The 17,254-nt window shown below is 59.9% G+C and carries 18 protein-coding genes and 1 pseudogene; 5 read left to right on the top strand and 14 right to left on the bottom strand.

Features of this window, described 5'->3' with window-relative positions; translation table 11 throughout:
* Positions 1-36: 36 nt before the first annotated feature.
* Positions 37-1,449 carry an aspartate ammonia-lyase gene (locus tag FR699_RS00450; protein ID WP_158853325.1) on the top strand — a complete coding sequence of 471 codons (1,413 nt, stop codon included), beginning with the start codon at positions 37-39 and terminating at the stop codon, positions 1,447-1,449.
* A gap of 29 nt (positions 1,450-1,478) precedes the next feature.
* On the opposite strand, the gene FR699_RS00445 is transcribed toward FR699_RS00450, so the two are convergent.
* Positions 1,479-2,312, bottom strand: a complete 834-nt coding sequence (locus tag FR699_RS00445; protein ID WP_158853323.1) for a hypothetical protein — start codon at positions 2,310-2,312, stop codon at positions 1,479-1,481.
* 122 nt (positions 2,313-2,434) lie between these two features.
* Here FR699_RS00445 and gatE point away from each other — a divergent pair, with 122 nt between their 5' ends.
* Positions 2,435-4,333, top strand: a complete 1,899-nt coding sequence (gene gatE, locus FR699_RS00440; RefSeq protein WP_158853321.1) for a Glu-tRNA(Gln) amidotransferase subunit GatE — start codon at positions 2,435-2,437, stop codon at positions 4,331-4,333.
* 1 nt (position 4,334) lies between these two features.
* Entirely contained in the window at positions 4,335-4,751 is a 417-nt protein-coding gene (locus FR699_RS00435) for a hypothetical protein (protein ID WP_154552310.1), read from the top strand.
* A gap of 36 nt (positions 4,752-4,787) precedes the next feature.
* Here FR699_RS00435 and FR699_RS00430 read toward each other — a convergent pair whose 3' ends face one another.
* The 12 genes from FR699_RS00430 to FR699_RS00375 all read right to left on the bottom strand — a co-directional run bounded on the left by FR699_RS00430 (position 4,788) and on the right by FR699_RS00375 (position 14,839).
* Positions 4,788-5,111 (bottom strand): hypothetical protein, encoded by a 324-nt coding sequence (locus FR699_RS00430; protein WP_158853319.1) that lies wholly within the window; start codon positions 5,109-5,111, stop codon positions 4,788-4,790.
* Positions 5,112-5,267: 156 nt separating this feature from the next.
* The gene (locus tag FR699_RS00425; RefSeq protein WP_158853317.1) at positions 5,268-5,981 is read right to left on the bottom strand and encodes an RNA methyltransferase; all 714 of its coding nucleotides are present in this window, start codon (positions 5,979-5,981) and stop codon (positions 5,268-5,270) included.
* Entirely contained in the window at positions 5,978-6,511 is a 534-nt protein-coding gene (locus FR699_RS00420) for a hypothetical protein (protein WP_158853315.1), read from the bottom strand. Before FR699_RS00420 ends, FR699_RS00425 begins: the two co-directional genes overlap by 4 nt.
* A 202-nt stretch (positions 6,512-6,713) precedes the next feature.
* Positions 6,714-7,157, bottom strand: a complete 444-nt coding sequence (locus tag FR699_RS00415) for a hypothetical protein (RefSeq protein WP_158853313.1) — start codon at positions 7,155-7,157, stop codon at positions 6,714-6,716.
* Positions 7,158-7,562 (bottom strand): hypothetical protein, encoded by a 405-nt coding sequence (locus FR699_RS00410; RefSeq protein ID WP_158853311.1) that lies wholly within the window; start codon positions 7,560-7,562, stop codon positions 7,158-7,160.
* 35 nt (positions 7,563-7,597) lie between these two features.
* Positions 7,598-7,804 carry a hypothetical protein gene (locus FR699_RS00405; RefSeq protein WP_158853309.1) on the bottom strand — a complete coding sequence of 69 codons (207 nt, stop codon included), beginning with the start codon at positions 7,802-7,804 and terminating at the stop codon, positions 7,598-7,600.
* Between the two features lie 240 nt (positions 7,805-8,044).
* Positions 8,045-8,512 (bottom strand): hypothetical protein, encoded by a 468-nt coding sequence (locus FR699_RS00400; RefSeq protein ID WP_158853307.1) that lies wholly within the window; start codon positions 8,510-8,512, stop codon positions 8,045-8,047.
* Positions 8,513-8,515: 3 nt separating this feature from the next.
* Complete coding sequence (locus tag FR699_RS00395; RefSeq protein WP_158853305.1) at positions 8,516-8,971, bottom strand: hypothetical protein; 456 nt, start codon at positions 8,969-8,971, stop codon at positions 8,516-8,518.
* Positions 8,961-9,389, bottom strand: a complete 429-nt coding sequence (locus FR699_RS00390) for a hypothetical protein (protein ID WP_158853303.1) — start codon at positions 9,387-9,389, stop codon at positions 8,961-8,963. The genes FR699_RS00395 and FR699_RS00390 overlap by 11 nt, the downstream gene beginning before the upstream one ends.
* A gap of 2 nt (positions 9,390-9,391) precedes the next feature.
* Positions 9,392-9,832 carry a hypothetical protein gene (locus tag FR699_RS00385; RefSeq protein ID WP_158853301.1) on the bottom strand — a complete coding sequence of 147 codons (441 nt, stop codon included), beginning with the start codon at positions 9,830-9,832 and terminating at the stop codon, positions 9,392-9,394.
* A gap of 1 nt (position 9,833) precedes the next feature.
* The gene (locus tag FR699_RS00380) at positions 9,834-10,274 is read right to left on the bottom strand and encodes a hypothetical protein (protein WP_158853299.1); all 441 of its coding nucleotides are present in this window, start codon (positions 10,272-10,274) and stop codon (positions 9,834-9,836) included.
* A 2-nt stretch (positions 10,275-10,276) separates the two neighbouring features.
* Entirely contained in the window at positions 10,277-14,839 is a 4,563-nt protein-coding gene (locus FR699_RS00375) for a VWA domain-containing protein (RefSeq protein ID WP_158853296.1), read from the bottom strand.
* A gap of 175 nt (positions 14,840-15,014) precedes the next feature.
* On the opposite strand from FR699_RS00375, the pseudogene folP reads away from it, so the two are divergent.
* Positions 15,015-15,857 (top strand): annotated as a pseudogene (gene folP, locus FR699_RS00370) (dihydropteroate synthase); the annotation flags it as partial.
* Positions 15,858-15,886: 29 nt separating this feature from the next.
* Entirely contained in the window at positions 15,887-16,588 is a 702-nt protein-coding gene (locus tag FR699_RS00365; protein ID WP_158853294.1) for a 6-hydroxymethylpterin diphosphokinase MptE-like protein, read from the top strand.
* A 22-nt stretch (positions 16,589-16,610) separates the two neighbouring features.
* Here the strand turns inward: FR699_RS00365 and FR699_RS00360 are convergent, their stop codons facing one another.
* Positions 16,611-17,231 carry a hypothetical protein gene (locus FR699_RS00360; protein WP_154552316.1) on the bottom strand — a complete coding sequence of 207 codons (621 nt, stop codon included), beginning with the start codon at positions 17,229-17,231 and terminating at the stop codon, positions 16,611-16,613.
* Positions 17,232-17,254 lie beyond the last annotated feature (23 nt).

Genomic DNA, 17,254 nt, shown 5'->3' with positions numbered 1-17,254 from the left:
AAAGTTAAGCCACTGGCGCGTGTGGCTCCGGACGCAATGACCGACGCCGAGGATTATCGGACCGAACGGGACAGTCTGGGGGCGGTTGAGGTACCGGCAGAGGCCTACTGGGGAGCACAGACCCAGCGGGCCATCGAGAACTTCCCGATCAGCGACCAGCGCTTCGGGCGGCGGTTCGTCCGGGCGCTGGGGATCGTCAAGAAAGCGTCCGCACAGGCCAATCGGGAGCTGGGACTGCTGGACGATGAAACGGCCGAGCCGATCATCGAAGCCGCCCAGGAAGTCATCGCCGGCGACCACGACGACCAGTTCCCCGTCGACGTCTTCCAGACCGGCAGCGGGACGTCGACGAACATGAACGCAAACGAGGTGATCGCCAATCGCGCGACCGAGATCGCCGGCGGCGAGGTCGGTTCGAAGGAAATCCATCCCAACGATCACGTCAACTACGGCCAATCGAGCAACGACGTGATCCCGACGGCGATGCACGTCGCCGCCCTGGAAGCCGTCGAACGTGACCTCCTGCCGGCCTTAGAGACTCTCCGTGAGGAACTCGAAGTCAAGGAGACGGAATTCGACGACGTGGTCAAGACCGGGCGGACGCACCTCCAGGATGCGACGCCGATCCGCCTGGGCCAGGAGTTCTCGGGCTATCGGACGCAGATCGAAAAAGGGATCGCCCGGGTCGAGAACGCAAGCGAGCGCGTAGAAGAACTCGCGCTGGGCGGGACCGCTGTCGGGACCGGGCTGAACACCCATCCCGAGTTTCCCGAACTGGCCGCGGAGTACATCGGCGAGGAGACGCTGCTCCCCTTCCGCGAGGCCGACAACCACTTCGAAGCCCAGGCCGCCCACGACGCGATGGCCGAGGCCCACGGCGCAGTCCGGACGGTCGCCGGCTCGCTGCACAAGATCGCCAACGACCTCCGGCTGCTGGCCTCGGGACCGCGCAACGGGATTGGGGAGATCGACCAGCCCGAGAATCAGCCCGGTTCCTCGATCATGCCGGGGAAGGTAAATCCCGTGGTCGCCGAGTCGGTCAACCAGGTCTACGCCCAGATCGTCGGCAACGACGCGACGGTCTCGACGGGCGCAGCCAACGGCCAGATCGATTTGAACCTCTACAAGCCCGTGATCGCGAAGAACTTCCTGGAGTCTGTACAATTGCTCACGACCGTCAGTGGAACCTTCGCCGAGAAATTCGTCGCGAAACTGGAAGCCGACCGCGACCATTGTGAACAGCGCGTCGAGCAAAGTATGGCGCTTGCGACGGCACTCAATCCCGCGATCGGCTACGACAAGGCCAGCGAGGTCGCCAAAGCGGCGATGACGTCCGGTAAAACGATCCGTGAGGTGGCCATCGAGAAGGGCTATCTCACCGCCGAACAAGCCGAGGAAGTACTCGATCCCGCTCGGATGACCGAGCGAGTCATTCTCGGGGAAGACTGACGCGACCGGACAAGTGACACGAACGGGCCTCACTGGATGGGGCGTGTCGTCCCGTTTTCATGTCTGGACCGGGCCGTCTCCACCCACGGGGGCTGTCGGACGGTGACAGTGCCGATCTGGGAGAATGTAAAGCGATAGCGAACGTGCTCGGTCGAGCCAGCCTGGACGGTCGTATAGCTCGCTGTGAGGTTCCGGACGAGACCGTCCGGCCTCACGTGTGCGCGGACGCTGTAATTTTCCATCATCGAGCCACCCAGTCCCGTCGCGTTTCGGCCGACGAGCCGATACATCGTTTTCCCTTCGACAGACACGCGATCGACGCGAACCGTCTCGACGGTCAAATACCGCTGGACGGCTGCAGTCGTCGACCTGACGATCCGGTCGCGATTGGGGACGACAGGTGACCGATCGTACCGTGCTCGCCACCAGGAGTACGACTGCGCCCGGGCGAACTGGACGGAACCATTGGCGTACTGGCTGTATCTGGCGTAGAAGGCGTCTTTCGGATGGGTCAGAAACATCGTCGCGTCACGAGAAAAGCGCGTCTCGTTTTCGAGTGCGATCTCGTCGTACGTCTCTGCACTCGATGTGACGTTGCCAACCGTGCCGGTCCAGTTTCGCTCTGCCCGCCACCGGAACGATCGATTGGCCAGGACAGCCGCCTGGGCGTCGGCGAGTAGCCCGATATCGACGCGACCGTCAGCCCACACACCGGGCACAACCGTCGCTCCGGGGCCGCTCTCGGGGGCCTCGTCGGGAACCGGAACCGGCGTGACCGTCGATGGGTCGGCGGCACCACCATCGATGGCGCTACACCCCGCTGTCGTCGCCACCACGACGACGAACAAAACACGCCATCGCATACCACGACCTGGGTGTGCCAGCTACAAAAACACGTGGAGACCGGCAACGAAGCGGACATCCATGGGGGCCCCGGACGGTAACAACGGAGCGTTTTTCCCCGCAGCCGTGTCACTGCCCGGTAATGACCGCCGAGTACGACTACGACGATCTGGGCCTGGTTGCCGGCCTCGAGATCCACCAGCAACTCGACACGGCGACGAAACTGTTCTGCAACTGCCCGACAGCCCTCCAGGAGCCGGAGGAATCGTTGAAAACGATCACGCGATACCTGCACCCGACGACGAGCGAGCTTGGCGAACTCGACGAGGCTGCACTCGAAGAGAGTCAGGTCGAACGCGAGTTCGAGTATCTCATGTACGATTCGACCTGTCTGGTCGAGGCCGACGACGAGCCACCGCATCGGGTCGACGAGGAGGCACTCGCGGTGTCGATGGAGATCGCCCAGTTGCTCGATATGAGTGTCGTCGATCAGCTTCACGTCATGCGGAAGCTCGTCATCGACGGCTCGAACACCTCGGGTTTCCAGCGGACGATGATGGTCGCGACCGACGGGGCGATCGAGACCAGCGAAGGGCCAGTGGGAATCGAGGATCTGATGCTCGAAGAGGAGAGCGCCCAGCGGGTCGAAGAGACCGAATCGGGCGTCCGCTACAGTCTGGATCGGCTCGGCATCCCCTTGGTCGAAATCGGGACCGAGCCGGACATTCGCTCGCCCCAGCAAGCCCAAGAGGCCGCCGAGCGCATCGGCATGCTGTTGCGCTCGACCGGCAAAGTCCGACGCGGACTGGGCACGATCCGCCAGGACGTCAACGTCTCGATCGCCGAGGGTGCCCGCGTCGAGATCAAAGGCGTCCAGAGCCTCGGCGACATCGAGGCGATCGTCCGCAACGAAGTCGGTCGACAGGCCGAACTGCTCGAGATCGCCGCGGAACTCGAAAACAGGGACGCCACGGTCGGCAATATCCAAGACGTCACGGGCGTGTTCACTGATACCGACAGCGGCGTCATCCAGGGCGCGCTCGACGAGGGGGGCGACGTGTGGGCGGTCGCGCTGCCCGGCTTTGGCGGGCTCGTCGGCCGAGAGATCCAGCCGGATCGACGCCTCGGCACCGAATTCTCCGATCACGCCAAGCGACACGGGGCCGGGGGCATCTTCCACACGGACGAACTGCCCGCCTACGGCGTCACCGACAGCGAGGTCGAGGCACTCGCGGAGGCGGTCGGCCTCGATCCGACGGCCGTCGTCGGCGAGGACGCGACGGATGCAGTCGCCATCGTCGCCGACGAGCCCGAGATAGCCGAGCAGGCCATCGACGCGGTCGCAAAGCGAGCCGAGACCGCGATGGACGGCGTTCCCGAGGAGACCCGCGACGCCACGGAGGAGGCGACGACCCGCTACCTGCGCCCACTGCCCGGTGCGGCGCGGATGTACCCTGAAACGGACGTCCCGCCGGTCGAACCCGATCCGGCCGCCGTCGAGCCCCCCGAGTTGCTCACCGAGAAGACCGAGCGCTACCAGGATGAGTTCGACCTCGATGCCGGCCTGGCCGAACAGGTCGCTTACGGGGAGCGCTGGGCGCTGTTCGAGGAAGCCGTCGAGGGCGGCGTCGACGCCACGCTGGCCGCCCAGACGGTCGAGTCGACGATCACGGAGATCCGCCGAGACGGTGTGCCCGTCGAGCACCTCACCGACGACCACTTCCGTGAGGTCTTCGCGCTGCTGGCCGAGGACGAACTCGCCAAGGAAGGTGTCCCGGAGCTGCTGGCCGCACTTGCTGAGAACCCTGAGCTGAGCGCCAAAGCAGCAGCCGAACAGGAGGACCTCGGCAGTGCAGCCGAAGCCGAGGTTCGGGAGGCGGTCGTCCGCGTCGTCGAACGCAACGCCGAGCAAGTCAGCGCGGAGGGAATGGGCGCTTTCTCCGGGCTGATGGGAGAGTGTATGGGTGAGTTGCGTGGGAAAGCCGACGGCGACGTGGTTAGTGACGTCCTCCGCGAAGAGATCGGAAAACGCGCCGAGTGAGATGTACCCCCTCGCCCACGCCATCATCTCGCTGGTCGTCGCCGTCGGGGCCGTCGCCGTCGGCGAAGCGACTGTCAATCCAGCGCTGGCCGTGGGCTACGGCGTGGCGCTTGGCGTGTTGATCGACCTCGACCACTTCCTGCTCTCGTGGGCCGTAGGCGACAGTCTGGCCCCGCTGAAGCGAGTCGCTCGGCGACCGTGGATCGCCGCGACAGACCCGGGCGCGATATTCGAGGACAGTGATCTCGGTCCGTACCATCGACTCGTCAGTCACGTCGTCATCGCGGGGGCGATCAGTCCCGCGGTCTGGCTCGTGGTCGATCCCTTCCTCGGGACGCTCTCAGCGGTCGTGCTGTACGCACATCTTCTGGCTGATCTGGTCGCCGACCTGCGGACCTTCGAGACCGTCCGGCGGTAAGTAGGGGCAGTGCAGACACAGCTCCGTCGCCGTCGGTCACTGCTGGACGACGATACCCGCTCGGTTGAGATAGGCGTTGAACGTCTCGACGTCCCCGGTGACGATTTCGCCCAGGGTCGCCTGGTAGGGTGTAATCGAATAGGTGCCGCCTGGCGACTGTGGCTGTTGTGGATCGGGGACGAACGCGCGGCTGTCGTCGACGCCGACGATGGTGTGATACTCGACCGGCGAATCGCCGTAATAGAGGACGTACTCGTGTCGGGTGCTCGTGGCCTGGAAGCCGTTCGTCCAGGGCTGCTGGACATGCCGAGTTGCCCCTCCCGTTCGAGCCTGATCTCCACCTGTGGTTGGTAGGTCCAAACCCCCAGTCCGTCGAAGCGAATCCACTCGTGATAGGCCGACTCGGCCACCGACTCGTGGATATCGTTACGGGACGTCATTCGACGGCGTTTCTCCGGTTGCCCTATTAAGTGTCGGGGAGATCCCTCAACGGGACCGACTGCCGCCGACGGGCCATCACTCCTCGATTTGCTGCTGGGCACGCCGGAAGAGTCCCCTGAGCGTGCGTACCTCGCGGCCAGTCGGGTGTGCACGACCGAGCAGGCGACGCCACAGTCGCTGTGCCTTCGGGCGTTTCTCCTGGGGGTGGCCAACCGCCTCGAGGAAGTCGCTGAACTGCCCGTCGAGGCCGTCGATCGCCGGCTGGGCCGCGCGATCGATCGCGTCTGGATGCTGGGTTGCATCGACGGTTAGCTCACGCAGTTCGTACAACACGATCGTCGCGGCCTGGCCCAGGTTCAAGACAGGATACGTCTCGCTGGCCGGAATCGAGCAGATCTGATCGACGGCGGCGAGTTCGTCGTTGGTGAAGCCGACGCGCTCGCGACCGAACATCACGCAGACGTCACTGTCGACGCCCGCGAGGTCCGCAGCGAGTTCGGCCGGCGTCACGAACGGGTATCGGACGTGTTTGGCCGCGTCCTCGTTGGTGACTGCGGTCGTCGCGACGGTGTGATACTGTTCGGTGAGGGCCTCGAATGTCACCACGTCGGCGTTCGGAAGGATATCTTCGCGGGCCTGGCCGGCGAAGCCATAGGCCTCGCCGTCGGGATCGAGTTCGGGTGGATCGACCAGTTTGAGATCCGAGAGGCCGAAATTCTTCATCGCGCGGGCGATCGTCCCGACGTTGCCGGGCGTCTGAGCGTCGACGACAGCGACGGCGAGACTCATAGATCGACGTCCAAATCGAGGTCACCCAGGTCGACGTCTAAGGCCTCGCGCTCGGCCTCGTCCATCTCCTGGAGGTCGTCTTCGAGCCCCTGGATCTCGTGAGGATCGAACGCCGGCAGTTGCTCGGGTGCCTCCTCGACGTGATCGAGGCCGCTGTAGCCCGCGGGTGCCCGATTCCCGTCGTCGAACCACGCCTGGAAGCCGTTGGCCATCTCCCGGGTGCCAGCCAGCTCTTGGCCGCCCTCCTCGCGAAACCAGTACAGAAAGTCGCTCTCGTGGGCGTCACAGAGCAAGACTTCGCCCATCGGCTCGCCGTAGACGATCGCACCGGCGTTGCACTGCTCGATCGCAGCCTCGCCGTGTTCGATGTAGCAGGCGTCGCAGGGTTCGCCAACCAGCGCCGTCAGCCGGAGGATCCGTTCGCGTGCGTCCGGTGGCATCGCCGTCATTCGCTTGAGCATCCCCTCAGCGTCGAACACTGCGTCTTCGTCGAAGCGCCAGCCGCGTAACCCGATCGAAACCTTGGCCATAGGTCCGGTAATCGCCTGCCGGACTAAAAGAGCGCGCTGTCGGACACGACGGGCGAGCGTTCAGTCTCTTGTAGTGAGGGAGTCTCATGCATTTGCCTGTCTCGTTGGTCTGCTCATCTCATTTCGCCATCATTAGCATATGACTGATTTCGCAGCTCTCCATTGCACGATATATACTGTTCGATCTTCGTGTTGACGACTCTCACGCAGGCTTCGAACAGTAGGGCTCGTCTTGGATACGCGAAGCATACCCCCAATCTTCCATTCGAACCATTTTGGCGATCTCAAAATCGCCTCCACCTCGGATAGAAGAATAGTTGATCACGATTGCAGCAGGTGGCTTATCGAGTAGTACCGTAATATTCGCCTCAGGGCGCTCATTCGAGATGGTGCCTATATATGTCTGGTTCATCACGGAGCCGTTGGCATTGATCGCGCACACTTGAACGTCTTCGACCGCAGTTTCATTCCCCCACTGCCCCCCTATTGCAACTTGCGCGTTGACTTCTACTTGATCTCCTCGCTGGTGTTCATCGATTAGATCAAAATCAAGACGCCACGACCGCTCACTGTTCAATCCAACACAGCCTGCGCTTGCGATGAGCAAGAGGACGACAGCGAGCTGCAGATGGCTTTTATTCATCATTCAATCATTTGTTGAGTCGATATTGTGAAATTCAACTGTCAATAACTCTTCGATGCTGAACGCAATATATTCGCCGTTCATCGGGTTATACGTTACTTGATCGTCCCAGCCACTACTCATAACACTCCAAAATCGTCGAGTATTGCCTTGTAGTTCAACAAACTCTTTCGTCTGATCTCCATCGTTTCCACTATACACTTCATTGGGAATGTTGAATGGTCGGTCTCCATCGTCAGCGCGTCCGGCACCGAGCAAGTGTCCAGTCTCGTGGACGATCGTCTTCTGGAGATGGGTATCAGTCGGCGTGCTCGAACCCGTGTGGTCCGTAGTGAAGACGGGCGTCTCAAACCCATGCCCGTTCACATGCGGCCTGCTATTTTTTTCCGAACGATGTTCTTCTTTCATGTCTAGCAAAACCCCTTCTGTATGAGTGTGGCATTCTATGAATCGTTACAACGGGATTTATCCTGGTTAAACGGCGAATAGGACCCTTCATCGTTGAGTGTCCGACCGACGAATTCTTCGTCTCCTTCGGTTTCGATATCACCGTAGCCGAGGACGATCTGCTCTGGCTGCTGAAATACAGTGAGCTTGAAATTCGCCGGTGGGCGATCGTCGGTGAATGTACCAATAGTGACGCGGTCCATTAATTCTCCAGACTGATCCAGAGCACAGACAGTGACGTTTTCAATCCTGACGTGGTCGGTGTATAAGCCCCCCAGACTCACTGATCCATTAATTTGTATTCCATCTGCAGTCTCCGTCTGGTTATCCACGTAGACACTGAGTGACCATACAAGGTCTCCACTACACCCTCCAAGAACGCCAATAACCAACAGTATAGTGATCATCAAGCCTTGTCGGTTCATAGTTCTACGTGAGAAGAATCAGCAGGGTTGGTGGTGTCGTTGGACGTATTGTTCGTATTGGCCATTCCTCTTTTCATGGCCTATAATCCAATATTCCGGGTCGTTGTTTTCGTTTTCAATCTGGCCCACATCTAGCCGGATTCTTGCTGGTTCTTGATTTAACTCAACAGTCAGATTGCGTTCCGTGTATCCAAATATCGTTCCAACTGGTATCGTTCGAAATGACGATCCAGACTGATTTTCAAATACTACCACGACATCACGAATGGTGGTGCCGCTTGTCTGTCCTGATAGAACGACTTCGATTTCCATTCGAGTTTCTCCCGTATCAAGATCTGTTTGATTTCCCGGCCAGACCTCTAATTCCCAAGTGACGCCCCCGATACCAGTTGAGCAAGACGATGAGATCAAGAACGTCCAAATGAAAATAGCCAGCACTATTGCCGCTGCCACCCCCACAACAATGTATCGGCCTTTCAGATTCATCGATTACCCACCAATACTATCGACGTTTTGAAATTCAATTGTGCTAAGTTCTTCAATACTGAATGCGACGTAGACCCCATTCATTGGAGAGGCGTTTACGGGACTGTTCCATCCCGAACTCATAACACTCCACTGTAAGCTATTGGGGCCTGAATACCCGACATCTTCTGGAGTCTCGTCACCTGGATTCCCACTATACACTTCATTGGGAATGTTGAATGGTCGGTCTCCATCGTCAGCGCGTCCGGCACCGAGCAAGTGTCCAGTCTCGTGGACGATCGTCTTCTGGAGATGGGTATCAGTCGGCGTGCTCGATCCCGTGTGATCGTCAGTGAGGACGAGTGTCCCGAATCCGCGACTGCTTAACTGACCGGCCAGATACTCGTTTCCTGACGAAGACGTGAACTCTCTTTTTCCCGTGAATTCCCTTCTGTTTGAGTTAAACATTCTATGGTCCATTACACCGGGACCCGTCCTGGTAGAACGACTGATTTGCCCCTCCCTCAATCATTTTTAAACCTTGGAATGAACCTTCTCCGTCGGTTTCGATTTCGCCATAGCCGAGGACGATCTGCTCTGGCTGCTTAGGCACAGTGAGCGTGAAATTCGTCGGGGGGCGGTCGTCGGTGAATGTTCCAAGGGTGGCGCGGTCCATCAACTCTCCAGACTGATCCAGAGCACAGACTGTGACGTTTTCAATCTTGAGCTGATCGGTGTATAAGCCTCCCAGACTCACTGACCCATTAATTTGTATTCCCTCTGCCGTCCCCCTTTGGTCATCCACATCGGCACTAATTGTCCATTCAAGATCTCCACTACAGCCTCCAAGAACGCCAATAACTAACAGGAGAGTAATCATCAAGCCTTGTCGGTTCATAATCAACCACCTATAGAGTCGATATTCTCGAACTCAATTGTTGATAGTTCTTCGACACTGAAAGCAATATATCGCTCATTCATCGGATGGTTTCCAATATAATCGTTCCAACCACCACTCATTACGCTCCATTGCGTCCTAGCATCTCCTTCGAGTTCTACATTTTCCCAAGTCTCGTCACCTCTTTTCCCACTATACACTTCATTGGGAATGTTGAATGGTCGGTCTCCGTCGTCATTTCGTCCGGCACCGAGCAAGTGGCCAGTCTCGTGGACGATCGTCTTCTGGAGATGGGTATCAGTCGGCGTGCTCGATCCCGTGTGATCGTCAGTGAGGACGATCGTCTCCAACCCACGCCCGCTCACGTAACTCGCCAGGTTTTCGTTCCCAAACGACCTGAAGCCTCCTCGTCCGGCGAAGTCCCTTCGGATTGAGTTAGACATTCTATGAGCTATTACACCGTGGCCTATCCTGGTAGAACGGTGCGTACAATCCCTCCTCATTGAGTTTCCCACCGATAAACTCTCCCTCTCCCTCGGTTTCAATTTCGCCGTAGCCGAGTGCGATTATTTCAGGTTGTTGGGGTACAGTAAGCGTGTAATTCGTCGGAGGACGATCGTCGGTGACCGTACCGATGGAAACGCGATCCATTGCGTCCCCGGACTGATCGAGTGCACAGACGGAGACGTTTTCAATCTTGAGTTGGTCGGACCACATTCCCTCTAAATCCACTGTACCACTTACCTCTATACCGCTGTTCGTTTCGTCAACTTCGTGGACATCTGCATCAACTCTCCACTGAAGATCAGTCCCCACTGGTTCCATGCATCCCGCCAACGCAAATAGGCATAATATGGCGAAAATGACTACGTAACTTTGTTTCATAATCACTCCTCCATGGAATCAATGTTATTAAATTCAACCGTCACTACCTCCTCAATACTGAAGGCGATATATGCCCCGTCCATGGGGGGTGATTCAAATTCATCATTCCACCCACCACTCATCGCACTCCACGTTTTCTTTGGTTTGATACTGTTCGGTAATGTAATGTTCTCCCACGTATCATCACCTCTTTTCCCACTATACACTTCATTAGGAATATTGAATGGTCGGTCTCCATCGTCAGCGCGTCCGGCACCGAGCAAGTGGCCAGTCTCGTGGACGATCGTCTTCTGGAGATGGGTATCAGTCGGCGTGCTCGATCCCGTGTGATCGTCAGTGAGGACGAGTGTCCCGAATCCGAATCCTTCGATCTGTCCCCACGCCCAGTCAGAACCATCCGTCGAGGCGATTCCCTGGCGACCACTGAAATCCTTAATCTTCGGTAGCGGATTTTCGCCACCTTCCGTCGTGACGAACATGTAGGCTCGCGATTGGTTATCGTGGTACTCACGTTCGATCCACTGTGCGTCAGTGAGGGCAATCGGCGGTGTATAGTCATTCTCTTTCTCTACACATCTTGTGACACCGTACATTCCGTAACAACGAAGCGTCGTTTCAGTGAGATCATCGTCGTCAATGTCGGTCTCGTTGATGTGGAAGTCGACATCCATCCCGTACAGTGCATAGTTCTGTTCTGCATCGTCGAGAACGTCGAGTGCCGTCGAATCAGCATCGACGTATCGATCCACTTCGACATTGAGCGATGGATCCGGCGTGCTCGCGGGGTCAGTAGGATCTGCCATTTGGCTCGGATCGTAGTCTCGCCAGTGCAACTCCCCGATGTGGACGTTCGAGTGGTACTTCGGGCCGTTCGCGGTGAGACGTGCCCCCGGATCGTCATCGCTAACCTCGTGAATCCCGACCTGTTCGTCGACACGTTCGTCAGCACCGCTAATACCGTTACCCGACTGCAGATTTTCTCGGTAGAGAATTACATTGTCCGAATACCCGACACCGTGAACGCCAATCCAGCCGTCCCAGTAGCCGTCGCCGTCCGAGTCGGGGTTCAACGGATCCGTTCCGAGGGTATTCGCGTTGATTCTTCCCATCTGGCCACCGTCGATGTGAGTCACGTGCTTGATTTCCTGTCCATCTGTCAGGCCGTCATCGTCGGTATCTGGGTCCCACGGTCTGGTTCCGTGCGACAGTTCGTTCGTATTCGACAGCCAAGTGTCTGTCCGCCATTCGCCATCGAGCGCGACGAACGTCAACGGCGATTCTTTCCACGGTTGAGCAGTGGACGGGAACGATCGGTCTTCCGCCAGGACGAAGTCGAAGTCGTCAGTCGCATCAGTGAGTTTCTCGGGCGGGCTCTGTGTCGGGAAGACGGGCCGTCCATAGATTCCACTGTCGTCCAATTGAGTGAGTAACTCCGCGTGGTCGTAAGTGAGTTCGTACGTCACCGGATCGCGTGGATCCGTGTGCGTGTGTTCCTTTTCGGTGGAATCTGATAGTCCGTCACCGTCCGTGTCTTTCACGAGGGGGTCGGACGAAACGGTGATATTGCCGTCAGGAGACTGTTCGACACTGCCAGCCCACCGGTAGGGCTGTCCACTCTTGTTGATCACCGGGATATTCCAGCCGTTAGCTGCCGAATTGTTCGCTAAGTCCAGTTCCTCGTCGTCATCAAGTCCATCGCCGTCGGTATCCACTAAGGTCGGATTGCTCGTCAACTCGTAATACTGGGCGACGTACTGGTGTCGGGTATCGTCGACACTGAACGAGATCGGATACTCCCGGTACTCCCCGGCCTCTTCGCCGTCGGTCAGATTATCGTCGTCCGTGTACTTCGTCGAGGCGTTGGTCGGCAGTCGCGTCACGTCAGCGCCGGTGTGCCCGATCGGAATCCCGTTCGTTTCGAGGGCGTCGGGCAGTCCATCGCCGTCTGAATCCTGTGGTTCGACTTCCTCGGCGACCCGCGAGAAGACGTTCGGTAATTCCGAAGCGTCCTCGACGTAGTGATATGAGCCGCCGGTGATCGACGCAATATCGCTGAGCTTGTTCCCGTCGGCACCACCGAATCCGATCGTGTGGATCGTGATGTTTCGGTCAGCCGCTGTCCGGGCTTGAGCACGTCCACCTTCTCCTTGGCCGTCCGTCAACAGGATCGCCACCTTCGCCCGGGAGTCGTTGCTGGCTGTCGCGAAGTGCTGGTTAGCTTTTCCTACACCCGCGCCGATGTTCGTCCCACCACGCGCGTCCAGATTCTCGATCGTGACGTTGACCGCGCCGAAATCAGTCGTCAGCTGCTGGGCGACGTGTGCGTCGCCGTCGAAGTCCACGACGCCTGCACGATCACCATCGACGAGCGCGCCGACGAATTCTTTGGCCGCCTGTTTGCGGAACTCCTGGGGATCGTTCCAGTCCATCGATCCCGAGGAGTCGATGATGAACTGCACGTCCACTGGCTGGATGCCGCCATCCTCGCCGGAGTCGGTCCCGTTCGACGGTCGCTCGGCCGTGATATCGGCCGCCCAGTTCGAAATCGAGAACACCGCGAACGTCGAGAAGTGTTCTGTCTCCGCCGTGACGGTGTTGTTCGCCGCGTCGATCGTCGAGTTCAGCGGTACGTACAACTGCTTCTCGCGGTCGTAGGTGACGACCACCAGATCTGACTCGTTACTCGCCGCCGGCAACAAGTCGTCGTATTCGATCGTAACGTTCGCCGACTCGAAGTCCTGGGTCGACTCGATCTCGACGATCTCGGAGACGCTCATGTTCGCGACGCGAGCGCCCCCAGCGAAGCGCTCGGTTTGCTCGGCGATCGTCACGCCACCCGCAACGTTGCCCTGGCCGGTCAGTTCGACTTCGACGCCGACGCTCTCGTTGCGGGCCGTCGTCGTGTAGGTCTCGTTGCCGTCCAGCACACCGTCGTCGTCAGTGTCGGAATCCAGCGGATCGGCGTTGAAGGGGTCGGTCGGTTCGACGCCGTCGTCCAGGCCGTCGTCGTCGGTGTCGGCCTGCCACGGATCCGTACCGTTCTCGAGTTCCTGGGGATCGGTCAGTCCGTCGCCGTCGATGTCGGCGTATTTGGGCGGCGTGCCCGCCTCGTACTCTTCGACGTTCGTCAACCCGTCGTCATCGGGGTCTTCGTCGCCATCGGGCGTCCCGTCGCCGTCAGTGTCAGCCTCGAGCGGGTCCGTCCCGGTCCCGTACAGTTCGAACCCGTCCGGCAGGCCGTCGCCGTCTGTGTCCGACTCCAGGGGATCCGTGCCCAACTCTCGCTCGCGCAGCGTCGTCAGTCCGTCGCCGTCGAAGTCTTCGCGCCCGTCGATCGTCCCGTTGTCTGCCTCGTTGACATCGGTCAGCGTCGAATCACTATCCGGATCGAGCGGGTCCGTCCCCGTGATGTTCTCTTCGTAGGTGTCGGGCAAGCCGTCGCCGTCCAACCGGAGCACGACCGTCGTCTGTGATTGCTGGTCCTGTCCAGTTTGATCACCGGCATTGCCCTTCTTGTCCTTGTCTTTGTGCTTCTGTTTGTCTTTCTTCTTGTCCTTCTGTTTGCCCTTCTTCTTGTCTTTCTTCTTGTCTTTCTTTTTCTTCTCGTGCTGTTTGCCGTTGCCACGTTGTGACTCCGTGTCGCGACGCTCGACAGCCGTCACGTCGATCGTATTGACCCGCTCGGTCAGGTTGATCGTCGTCGCGAAGGAAGCGTTCGAGTAGCCACCCCGAAGGCGGATGGGCACCGTCCGGTCGTCGTTGATCGTCGCCGTCAGGTTCACGCCGTCGAGGCCGGTCGGGTCCGTTACGTTCCCGACGAGCGTGTATTGGGCCGTCGTCGATCCGTTGCGGATCGGATCTGCCCGCCGGGTCAGCGTCACTTGCGGGCTGGTCTCGCGGTCGAGTTGCTCCAAGGCGACCAGCGCCTGGTTGACTGCGATCCCGTACGTGCGGACGGCTTGTGCAGTTTTGCGAATGCGTTTTTCGCCCGTCCGATCCGCCGCTCGCTCACGCAGACGCTGGGCTCGGTCGAGTTGTCGGCGCGCGTTGTCGATGTGTGCTTCGGCGCTGTTCTCAATGCCTGGACCGAGTCGATCCCGCGTCGCTTCGAGGGCGTTCTCGGCGTCTTCAATCACTTGCTGAGCGGTGGCGTTGTCTGCGCGGGCGACCGTCCGGGTGATACGCTGGACGCGCTCGCTCTCGCCGTCGGCGAACGCTGCCAGTGCACGCACCGCGTTGGCGTCGACGATGAACGCCTGCTGGTCGCCGACTCGGACGGGGCCGATGTAATAGGCGAACGATTCGTTCAAACGGTCGATCGCCCGCGCTTTGGCGGACTCCTGGCGACCGCTGTCCGCCGAGAGGTTCTCGATCGACTGGATCGCCTGCCCCTTCAGCAGGACCGGTGGGCCCTCAGCCGGTCCCTCACCGTCGACTGGCGCGGTGTTGCCAGCAGTTGCAACACTCGACCCGGACGAAATCGCCCCGGCAGGCACACTCGCCATGACCATCATGATTGCCGCTACGATCGCGAACAGTCCCGTCACGTCCCCACCATCGGACATAATTTCCGGCAATACGTACCAATTAAATATATCTTACTATACGAAAGAATCAGTGACTGTTTCCAAAGCGCTACTCCGGGACAGGAGTCCTCGCCCAGGCGATCACCCACACCGCCGCCCGAACGCCTTCGCCGGGGACCGATCGTTTTTCACGGCCCCGCCCGTCACCGCCCCCATGCACAATGTAGACGCCGCAGGCCTGGGAATCGGTGACGACTATCCACCCCGGATCATGGGCGTCCTCAACGTGAGTCAGGAATCGCCGTACAAACCCAGTGTCTTCGACGACGCGAGCGAGGCTGCCGCCTACGTCGAGGACATGATCAGCGAGGGGGCCGACATCATCGACGTCGGCCTCGAATCGGCCAACAAACGCCTGGACGTGCTCTCGGCCGAGGAGGAGCGTGATCGCCTCGATACGGCGATCGAAACGATCGAGGCCGTCAGCGGCGAGGCCGTCTTCTCCATCGAAACCCGGTACAGCGAGGTCGCCGACGAGGCACTCACCCGCGGGTTCGACATGGTCAACGACATCTGTGGCTTCGCCGATCCCGAGATGCCGGTCGTCTGTGAGACCCACGACGCCGCCGTCGTGAAGATGGCCAGCCCGCCCGACCTCGAACGCCCAGGTGCCGTCAGGGAAACAGACTGGGCACAGCGCTGCGATGAGGGATGGGGTGCCGACGCCGATTACGTCGATCAGGTCCACGAGGCACTCACACAGCACGGCTTCACGGAGAAGACGATCGTCGATCCAGCTTTCGGCGGCTGGAGTGACCGCCAGACGATCGAAGACGACCGCGAGACGTTCCGACGCCTCCGTGAGTTTCGAGACCTGGGCCGACCGATGCTGGTCTCGATCAATCGGAAGAACTTCCTCCGGGAGATCGCGGGCCGATCGACCGAGGAGGCGTTGCCGGTCAGCCTCGCGGCGACGGCGATGGCCGTCGAACGTGGCGCTCACATCATCCGTACCCACGATGTGGCAGAGACGCGCGATGCAGCGCTCGTCGGCCACGAACTGGGCGACAGCGCCGAGGCGCGATAATGGACTTTTCGACGTGGGAGCCGGTCTACGAGGCGATCCTCGCGGACTTTGGGTACGATCGGGCGGCCGACGAGCGCGTACGGGACCTGCTTTCCTCGCTGTACCAGGCGACAGACGCCGAACCGTACGAACCCGAAGCTGCTGCCTTCGCGGGCCAGACGGTCGCCATTGCTGGGGCAGGCCCGTCGCTTTCGGCGGAACGCAAAGCGGTTCGAAGGGCAGATGCTATCGTCGCTGCCTCGACGGCCGCCGATCGACTGATGGAGGCCCAAACGAGCCCGGATATCGTCGTGACGGACTTAGACAAGCATCCCGAGACAGTACGAGAGCTGACGAACTCGGGTACCCCAGTTGTCGTCCACGCCCACGGCGACAACACCGCCGCCATCAGAGAGGCCGTTCCCACGTTCGATTGTGAGTGGGTGCTACCGACAACCCAGGCCGAGCCGGTGGGTCCGGTCCGGAATTTCGGCGGGTTTACCGACGGCGATCGGGCAGCCTTTCTCGCCGACGCGCTCGGAGCCGACCGGCTTGTCTTTCCCGGGTGGGACTTCGACGACGAGACGGTCGATGCCGAGAAAGAGCGAAAACTCACCTGGGCCGAGCGGTTGCTGTACTGGCTCGAAGGCCGTCGCGACGATCACTTCAACGTGCTCGACGGACGGCGAGACGCTATCGATACCAAAGCCCTACCACCGTAGTACTCTCGGCGAGGGCAGAACGCTACCGCTGGACCACATAGCCCACAGCAACGCCGAGAGTCCCGACGACGAACGGATACGCAAACCCGAACGCGGCCGATTCGACCAGATCGGGTTCGAGGAGGAGCGTCCCCAGACTCCACCCGACAGACAGCTCCACGACGAAGGACCCGGCGACAGCAAGTGGGAGATAGCCGATCGCCACTGCGACACCGAGGAGCGCGATTGTGACGTACTCGACGTCAGCTGTGATCGCCCGGTAGCCGAGCACTGCCCCAACAGCGACGAGCGCGACGAAGGGGATAGCAAAGTACACGAACGTGGGGACCGCCGTGCTTCCCTGTTCGAGAATGACGTTAAACCGCACCGTTTCCTGAAGGTTCGCCGACGTTATCGTTTCGATCCCGTCGACGAATTGGGCGTTGTAGAATATCACACCGATCCCCCGAAGCCGTTCACCGGTCGAACCAGCCCCCAACGACGCTGGGCCCAGATAGAACAGCAGGGCCATCAACCCGTAGCCGACCAGCCACGCGACGGCCCCAGCGACAACACCTGGGAGCAATGGCACGTCCCGTAGATCAGCCAGCCAATCGTCGGCGAGCAGATCGGCACCCCGACCGGTGGAATCGTTTCGCGACACACCAACAACTCAGCGAAGACCGG

The organism is Halorhabdus sp. CUG00001 (assembly GCF_009797925.1).
GTDB lineage: Archaea > Halobacteriota > Halobacteria > Halobacteriales > Haloarculaceae > Halorhabdus.
The sequence above is the reverse complement of the archived record's forward strand: the minus strand, read 5'-3'. Positions and strand labels throughout refer to the sequence as shown.

Bases quoted from the DNA above. Each gene is read 5' to 3' on its own strand.
- FR699_RS00435 (WP_154552310.1), top strand. From the start codon at position 4,335: ATGTACCCCCTCGCCCACGCCATCATCTCGCTGGTCGTCGCCGTCGGG.
- FR699_RS00450 (WP_158853325.1), top strand. From the start codon at position 37: ATGACCGACGCCGAGGATTATCGGACCGAACGGGACAGTCTGGGGGCG.
- FR699_RS00365 (WP_158853294.1), top strand. From the start codon at position 15,887: ATGGACTTTTCGACGTGGGAGCCGGTCTACGAGGCGATCCTCGCGGAC.
- FR699_RS00400 (WP_158853307.1), bottom strand. From the start codon at position 8,512: ATGAATCTGAAAGGCCGATACATTGTTGTGGGGGTGGCAGCGGCAATA.
- FR699_RS00415 (WP_158853313.1), bottom strand. From the start codon at position 7,157: ATGATGAATAAAAGCCATCTGCAGCTCGCTGTCGTCCTCTTGCTCATC.
- FR699_RS00445 (WP_158853323.1), bottom strand. From the start codon at position 2,312: ATGCGATGGCGTGTTTTGTTCGTCGTCGTGGTGGCGACGACAGCGGGG.
- FR699_RS00425 (WP_158853317.1), bottom strand. From the start codon at position 5,981: ATGAGTCTCGCCGTCGCTGTCGTCGACGCTCAGACGCCCGGCAACGTC.
- FR699_RS00390 (WP_158853303.1), bottom strand. From the start codon at position 9,389: ATGAACCGACAAGGCTTGATGATTACTCTCCTGTTAGTTATTGGCGTT.
- FR699_RS00420 (WP_158853315.1), bottom strand. From the start codon at position 6,511: ATGGCCAAGGTTTCGATCGGGTTACGCGGCTGGCGCTTCGACGAAGAC.
- FR699_RS00410 (WP_158853311.1), bottom strand. From the start codon at position 7,562: ATGAAAGAAGAACATCGTTCGGAAAAAAATAGCAGGCCGCATGTGAAC.
- FR699_RS00395 (WP_158853305.1), bottom strand. From the start codon at position 8,971: ATGGACCATAGAATGTTTAACTCAAACAGAAGGGAATTCACGGGAAAA.
- FR699_RS00375 (WP_158853296.1), bottom strand. From the start codon at position 14,839: ATGTCCGATGGTGGGGACGTGACGGGACTGTTCGCGATCGTAGCGGCA.
- gatE (WP_158853321.1), top strand. From the start codon at position 2,435: ATGACCGCCGAGTACGACTACGACGATCTGGGCCTGGTTGCCGGCCTC.
- FR699_RS00380 (WP_158853299.1), bottom strand. From the start codon at position 10,274: ATGAAACAAAGTTACGTAGTCATTTTCGCCATATTATGCCTATTTGCG.
- FR699_RS00385 (WP_158853301.1), bottom strand. From the start codon at position 9,832: ATGTCTAACTCAATCCGAAGGGACTTCGCCGGACGAGGAGGCTTCAGG.
- FR699_RS00405 (WP_158853309.1), bottom strand. From the start codon at position 7,804: ATGGACCGCGTCACTATTGGTACATTCACCGACGATCGCCCACCGGCG.